Origin of the sequence: Streptomyces racemochromogenes (assembly GCF_044129415.1) — a bacterium.
Classification (GTDB): Bacteria; Actinomycetota; Actinomycetes; order Streptomycetales; family Streptomycetaceae; genus Streptomyces; species Streptomyces racemochromogenes_A.
This window is the reverse complement of the sequence record NZ_JBBDHD010000228.1, coordinates 1-6,155: the sequence shown is the minus strand read 5'-3', so window position 1 is coordinate 6,155 and position 6,155 is coordinate 1. Positions and strand designations below refer to the sequence as shown.

General features: G+C 71.0%; 6 protein-coding genes and 2 pseudogenes. 1 reads left to right on the top strand and 7 read right to left on the bottom strand.

Going from position 1 to position 6,155, the window contains the following annotated elements; translation table 11 throughout:
• From WDV06_RS35860 to WDV06_RS35845, 4 genes are all read right to left on the bottom strand, one after another.
• On the bottom strand, positions 1-488 hold a 488-nt coding region (locus WDV06_RS35860; RefSeq protein ID WP_395514001.1), incomplete at its 3' end, for a transglycosylase family protein.
• A 48-nt stretch (positions 489-536) separates the two neighbouring features.
• Entirely contained in the window at positions 537-1,763 is a 1,227-nt protein-coding gene (locus WDV06_RS35855) for an NlpC/P60 family protein (protein ID WP_395514000.1), read from the bottom strand.
• 161 nt (positions 1,764-1,924) lie between these two features.
• Positions 1,925-2,221, bottom strand: coding sequence for a hypothetical protein (locus WDV06_RS35850; protein ID WP_387268716.1), 297 nt, complete (start codon positions 2,219-2,221; stop codon positions 1,925-1,927).
• A gap of 7 nt (positions 2,222-2,228) precedes the next feature.
• On the bottom strand, positions 2,229-2,387 hold the full coding sequence (locus tag WDV06_RS35845) for a hypothetical protein (RefSeq protein WP_395513999.1): 159 nt from the start codon (positions 2,385-2,387) through the stop codon (positions 2,229-2,231).
• 534 nt (positions 2,388-2,921) lie between these two features.
• Between WDV06_RS35845 and WDV06_RS35840 the strand changes: the two genes are divergently transcribed.
• A complete protein-coding gene (locus WDV06_RS35840; protein ID WP_395513998.1) occupies positions 2,922-3,893 on the top strand; it encodes a LuxR C-terminal-related transcriptional regulator in 972 nt (323 codons plus the stop codon).
• A 57-nt stretch (positions 3,894-3,950) separates the two neighbouring features.
• Here the strand turns inward: WDV06_RS35840 and WDV06_RS35835 are convergent.
• The 3 genes and pseudogenes from WDV06_RS35835 to WDV06_RS35825 form a co-directional block, all read right to left on the bottom strand.
• A pseudogene (locus tag WDV06_RS35835) lies at positions 3,951-4,151 on the bottom strand (hypothetical protein); the annotation flags it as partial.
• A 472-nt stretch (positions 4,152-4,623) separates the two neighbouring features.
• Complete coding sequence (locus WDV06_RS35830) at positions 4,624-4,887, bottom strand: hypothetical protein (protein WP_395513997.1); 264 nt, start codon at positions 4,885-4,887, stop codon at positions 4,624-4,626.
• Positions 4,888-5,087: 200 nt separating this feature from the next.
• Positions 5,088-6,155: pseudogene (locus tag WDV06_RS35825) on the bottom strand (hypothetical protein); the annotation flags it as partial.

The window sequence follows — 6,155 nt, the reverse complement described above, 5'->3', positions numbered from 1 at the left end:
CCCGCGAGCGGGAGCCAGCCGGGGTTGCCGAACCTCGCCGAGCCCGACACGTTGACGTTGTCGTTGCTCTCGTAGAAGGTGGCGGTGTTGGGGTCGTAGGCGCCGATGCTGTCAGCGTAGGGCTTGGTGTGGTCGGTGGAGAGTCCGGTGCCCGGGGCGCAGGTCCAGGCTCCGGCGCCCTGGCCGGCGAGGATCTTCTCGGCTATGAGGATCTGCTGCTTCTTGGTGGCGAGGTCGGGTCGGGATGCGTAGGTGGTGCCGCCGTAGGCCTTCCAGGTGGGCAGGGAGATCTGCAGGCCACCGTAGTAGAGGCCGTTTGCGGACACGACGGTCCAGTTTCCGGTGCTTTCGCACTGGGCGACCTTGTCCCAGGTGCTCACGGACGCGGCGTGGGCCAGGCCTTGGGAGGCGGCCGTCAGGGCGGCCACGCTGATGGCGAGGGTGAGGAGCGGGCGGGTGTGACGGGTGGTCGGCTTGTTCTTCGGCATGCGGGGTTGACTCCCTTTCGTGTCGGTCGGCTGGGGGTGCGGGGGGTGTTACCAGCGGCCGGTGATCGGGATGTCGCCCGGGGTTCCGTAGACGAAGCTGGTGGCGACGGTGCTGTTGTCGTTGCTCAGGTAGAAGGTGGCGGTGTTCGGGTCGAACGCGCCGATGCTGGTGACACCGTCGTTGTTCCAGTCGCCGACGATGGGGAGCCAGCCCGAGTTGCCGAACTTCACCGAGCCCGAGACGTTGACGTTGTCGTTGCTCTCGTAGAACGTCCCGGTGCTGGGGTCGTAGGCGCCGATGCTGTCGACGCCGTCCTTGTTCCAGTCGCCCACGATCGGGATCCATCCGGGGTTGCCGAAGGTGGTCTTCACTGCGACGGTGCTGTTGTCGTTGCTCAGGTAGAAGGTGCCGGTGGCGGGGTCGTAGGCGCCGACACTGTCGACGCCGTCTCCGTTCCAGTCACCCGCGAGCAGCGTCCAGCCGGGGTTGCCGAACTTCACCGAGCCCGAGACGTTGGTGTTGTCGTTGCTCTCGTAGAAGGTGGCGGTGTCGGGGTCGTAGGCTCCGATGCTGTCGACGCCGTCCTTGTTCCAGTCCCCGACGATCGGCTTCCATCCGGGGTTGCCGAACATCGCCGAGCCGAGGGTGGAGCCCGCGTTGTCACCCTCGTAGTAGGTCTGGTTGGCGGGGTGGTAGACGCCGACCTTGCTCGGCCGGGTCTGGACGTCGTCGACGATCTTCTTGTAGCGCCGCGCGTGGTAGTCGCCGTTGGCGTGGCCGTCGATGCGGGATGCGTCGATGGACATCCCCTGGACGTGGCTCACGGGCGTCGAGCCGAAGGAGTAGTATGAGAACTTGGTGTGCGCGGCGTCGTCCCACTTCTCGAACAGGATGACGTGGTCGTTGTAGCTGTCGAGGACATCGCCCGGCCGCAGGTCGCTGCGCGGTATCTCGTAGGTCTCGGCGTCCCAGATCGCCCTGGTGTCGGGGCTGTAGGACAGGTGCCAGGCCATCGACACATAGCCTGAGCAGTCGGTGCGGTAGTTGCGGCCGCTGGAATCCGGGTAGCTGCCGCCCTGGTTGTAGCCGATCGACTTGCCCAGCCAGTACTGCGCCCGCTGAAGGACCTCGCTGCGGGTGATCTGGCCACCGACGGTGGAGGTGGCGGCTGCCGCGTGGGCGCTGGTGGCGGTGATGGTGGTGGTGGCGATGGCGCCTGATGCGGCGATGGCGGCGGCCAGGGTGAGGCGGACGAGCTTGGAGACCTTGGGCATGGCGGAGTTCCTCATGGCGGTTCGAGGGGTGACGGCAGAAGGTGCCGGGGACGTGGTGGGGGCCGGCTGCGCGTGGGCGGACGGCAAGCCGGCGGGAGCAGCGGTCCATACGCTGGCGGACCTGGGCGGGCCGGGAGTGATCCGTGGGCCCGGCTGGGAGTTCAGCGGCCGGGTGAAGCCGGCGGAAGGTAGCGCCGGCGCATCAGGGGCGAGGCCTGGTGGACCCGGGAGAGCAGGTGGTGAACCCGTTGCAGCGCGCCTTCGGTGTGGTCGGCGGTGCTGAGGGTGAGGTAGACCAGCAGGTCGACACGCTCGGATTCGCTGCGGACGGTGATGTGCTGGAGGGCATCGTCGGGGCGGGCGTGGGCCCACAGGGCGCCGCGGACTTCATCCGCCTCACCGGCCGGGAGCAGCCCGCCGGTGTCCCTGCGGTGGAGGGAGGCGTAGATGATGTCCATCGGCCTGTCAGCCGCCCCACCCGAAGCTGGCGGTGACGACCGTGGGCTGGGTGTCTGCCGGAGCGGCGAGGGCTGCGGGGGCGGTGAGGGCTGCGGGGGCGGTGAGCAGGGCGCCCAGCGAGACGGCGATGACCGCGGCGGCCTTGGCGATTCGAGTGCGGGTCACGATCGGATTCCTCAACTGTCGGTGATACGGGCGAAGTAGGCCGGTCGGTGCGTCCCGCGGTTGACGTCCCTCCGGTTGCCACCTGGCTGGTTTCCCTGGCGGCGATCACTAGCTTCGCCGCTCGCAATTGAGCTCGGAAGGCCTTTGAGGTGTCGCCTATCGGCCTGTCCGACTCCGGACAGATGACCATGTGCACGTCAATCCATTGCCGTCGATCGGCGCCCCGAACCGGGTCGCAAGCGGACACCGGAAGCCGGAGCGCGGGACTCCTTTGCCATGGAAGGCCCCGATGCGGACGAACGCGGACGGTCGGCTCCGGGTGGGGCCGGCCCGGCCGCGCGCGCCTGCGGCCGTGCCGGTACGGGCGCGCGACCCCCGGGCACCGAGCCCCCGTCAGGGCGGGTAGTGCGGGCCGTCATCCGGAGGCGCACGTTCGAACTTGTGAGTGGTGCGAGCCGGTGAAATGATCTTGCCGCTCCGTGTGCCGTCACACGCGCCGGAGCTCGCGCACCACCACAATCAGGGGGAAGAAACATGCTGGAGGCGCTTGGACTGACCGCCCGCGCCGGACGGGTCTACCAGTCCCTGCTCGACCACCCCGCGGACGACATCGAAGCGATGGCCGGACGCTGCGGGCTCACCACCACACAGGTCCACGACTGCCTCGACGAGCTCGGCCACCTGATGCTCGTACGCGCCTCATCCGAACACCCGGGCCGGATGCGCGCGGTCGATCCCGCCGTCGGGCTCGCGGACATGCTCGCCCGCCAAGAGGCCGATCTCGCCGCCCGCCAAGCCGCCCTCGCCGCCTCCCGCGCCACCGTCACCCGCCTGGTGGCCGAACGCGCCGAGCACCACGCCGCCCACGGCGAGCGCCTCCTCGGCATGGACGCCGTCCACCACCGCCTGGAGCAGATGAGCCGCACCACCACCCGAGAGGCGCTCAGCAGCCAGCCCGGCAACCAGCGCCCCGAAGACCTGAACGCCTCCCGCCCCGGCGATGCCGGCGCCCTCGCCCGGGGCGTCACCATCCGCACCATCTACCAGGACTCCACCCGACACCAGCCCCACGTCGCCAACTACGCCCACTGGCTCCTCAGCCAAGGCGGCGAAGTCCGCACCGCCCCCACCATCCCCCAGCGCATCGTCATCGCCGACCGCCGTGAAGCCCTCGTCCCCATCGACCCCGACGACCACCGCAAGGGCGCCCTCCACGTCACCGAACCCGGCATCCTCGCCGCCCTGCTCGACCTCTACGAACAAGCCTGGAACACCGCCGTCCCCCTCGGCGCCACCACCCCCGACGACCCACAGACCGGCCTATCGGCCACCGAACGCGAACTCCTGCGCCTGCTCGGCACCGGCCTCACCGACGACGCCGCCGGCCAACGCCTGGGCATCTCCTCCCGCACCGTCGGCCGCCACATGGCCTCGATCATGGAACGGCTCAACGCCACCAGCCGCTTCGAAGCCGGAATCAAAGCCACCCAGAACGGCTGGCTCTGACCCCCGCCGACCAACCACCCGCCACCGCCGGCCACACGCGGACCCCCAGGCCGTGCTTCAGAACTCGCTGACCGACATGGCCGGCCGGCCCGAGCAGTCACGGGCGGCCATCCAGATCGTGAGGCCGCGGGCGATGTCGTTGCTGATGGTCGCCATGGTCACCGTGTGCTCGTTGCGGCTGGTGTCACGGCGGACGACCCCGTAGCCGCCTTCGACCAGGACGGCCACGGAGGTTTTGTCAGGGTCGTTGAGGCCGCTGCGGAAAGATCCGTGCGGTCGCCGCCGACGCGACCGGCTGGCAAGACGGACCCGGCCGCCCGGGGCCGCCCCCTCCTACCGGGCCCGCCCTGGCGGCGGGTCGACGCCTGCGGCTGACAATGCGCGGGCTCCGCAGGGGCGGCCTGCCCCGGCGCGGCCCCGGCCGGGATCGTGGTGGAGCGGAGCGGGAGCGGGCGGCAGTGGCGGAGAAGCGGGGGCCGGGACGCCGGGCGGCCCCCGCCGCCCGGCATTGTCGGTCAGCCCGGCCTTCAGCCGCTCGCGCAGCCCCTGCTCCCCCGCCGAGCCGCGGGCGACGGTGGCCATGCGCGCCGCGAGCAGCGGCCAGGCCCGGGTGAGGCCGGCGGCATCCTCACCGCCTGCAACGTCCGCGCAGCCAAGCCGCCCAACAGATCGCGGGGGCCGCCATCGAGGCGCTCCCCCACACCTGAGCCGCCCCCGAGGCCCTGCTTCGCTACGGGACGTCGCCCCGCCACCCGAACCGGCCGGGGTAGACACCATCGGCCTCGGCCGGCTCGTACGCGCTGCGGCCACCCGGCCCGAACGCCCCCCGCTCCGACATCAGCAGGGCGCCGTCCGCCATCTCCAGCGGACTCCAGCCGCTCACGTCGAGCAGCTGGCCGTCCAGCGGGCCGCCCACCAGCTCCACGTAGACGCGGCCCGGCACCGGGCCCGTGTCAGGGTCATCCGGGTCCGATCCGTACACCCGCCGGCTCACCCACGCAGCATCCGCCCACTCTCCCACCCTTGGTGAGCACCCGGGGGTGATCCGCTGTCGGCGTCCAGACGGGTCAAGGTCCGGCCCGCAGTCGGCGCAGAACCTCCGGCGCGTCCCTTCCGGCCGTGCTGTGCAGGGACCGGTCCCGGCCGGCGGCTGATGTCGCAAGCTGCTGGTGCCGACCGTGGCCTCAGGGTCGCTCAGACCATCGGTGGGAAGTTGTACGTGTAGTCGTAAGGTTCGTCCGGGTCGGCGGTGGCGGCGGGGGTGTTCTTCACGTCGCGCACGGTCATGAGGATGAGTCCGGTCAGGAGCAGGACGACGCCGCTTGCGATGCACCACCATCCGGCGGCTGTCGGGCGGGAGTCCGCCATGGGGCCGCCGGTGTGCAGGAACGGCCCCGTCAGCAAAAGGATCAGAGCGACCGCGACGACGCCGACGGATGCCCGTTTCAGCCTGTCGGCTTGGGGTGTCGAGTCCGGCTCCGGCTGGGCTGGCACCGACGGTGCCGCGGGGTTGCTGTGCTGGGTTGCGGCCCTGGCAACCCGCGGCCGGCCTGCTGCTTCGCCGCTCTCCTGTGGGGCGGGGTGGCGGTCGAGGACCTCACCGACGGCCAGCAGCGCCGGGGCGAGCACCCCGTCGCCGTCGGCGGGGTTGTCCCGGCCGGCTTCAGCTGCCGCAAGTTCCACTTGAAGGCCCACCAGGTCCTCGCGCAGCCGGGCGCACTCCATACGGAGCCGGTCGCGTTCCTGCCTCAGGGCACTCGCCTCGGCGGCCGAGTCCTCCAGCAGGCCGCGGAAAGAGCGGATCTTGTCCTCCTGCGCGAGCAGCTCTTGGCGCAGGCGTGCTTCCTCCTGTTCCCGGGCGCGCAACTGGTCCTGGTGGTCGGCTCGGGCCCGGCCGAGCTGGGCGTCGAGGGCGGTGCGGTCGCGTTGGTGGGCGTCCTGCTGCTCCTGGAGGAGGGTGTTCAGGTGGGAGGTTTCTTCCTGGTGGTGCTGTCGCTGGGTGCGCAGTTCGTCCTCGGTGGTGGCCAGGGCCTGCGTCGTCGTCTCGTGGCGGGCGAGGAGGTCGTCGTAGTCGGCCTGCCGGCGGCGCTGGTCGCCGAGCACGTCCTCAAGGCGGGTCTGGAGGCGGTCGTGGAGGAGGACGGTCTCCTCGTATGCGTCGGCCATCACCAGGCGTTCGGCGAACGCCGGGTGTGCCTCCCCCAGGGCCGCGGTGTGCAGGCGCAGCGACAGGGCCCGGACCTCCTCGCTCGCCCCGCAGAG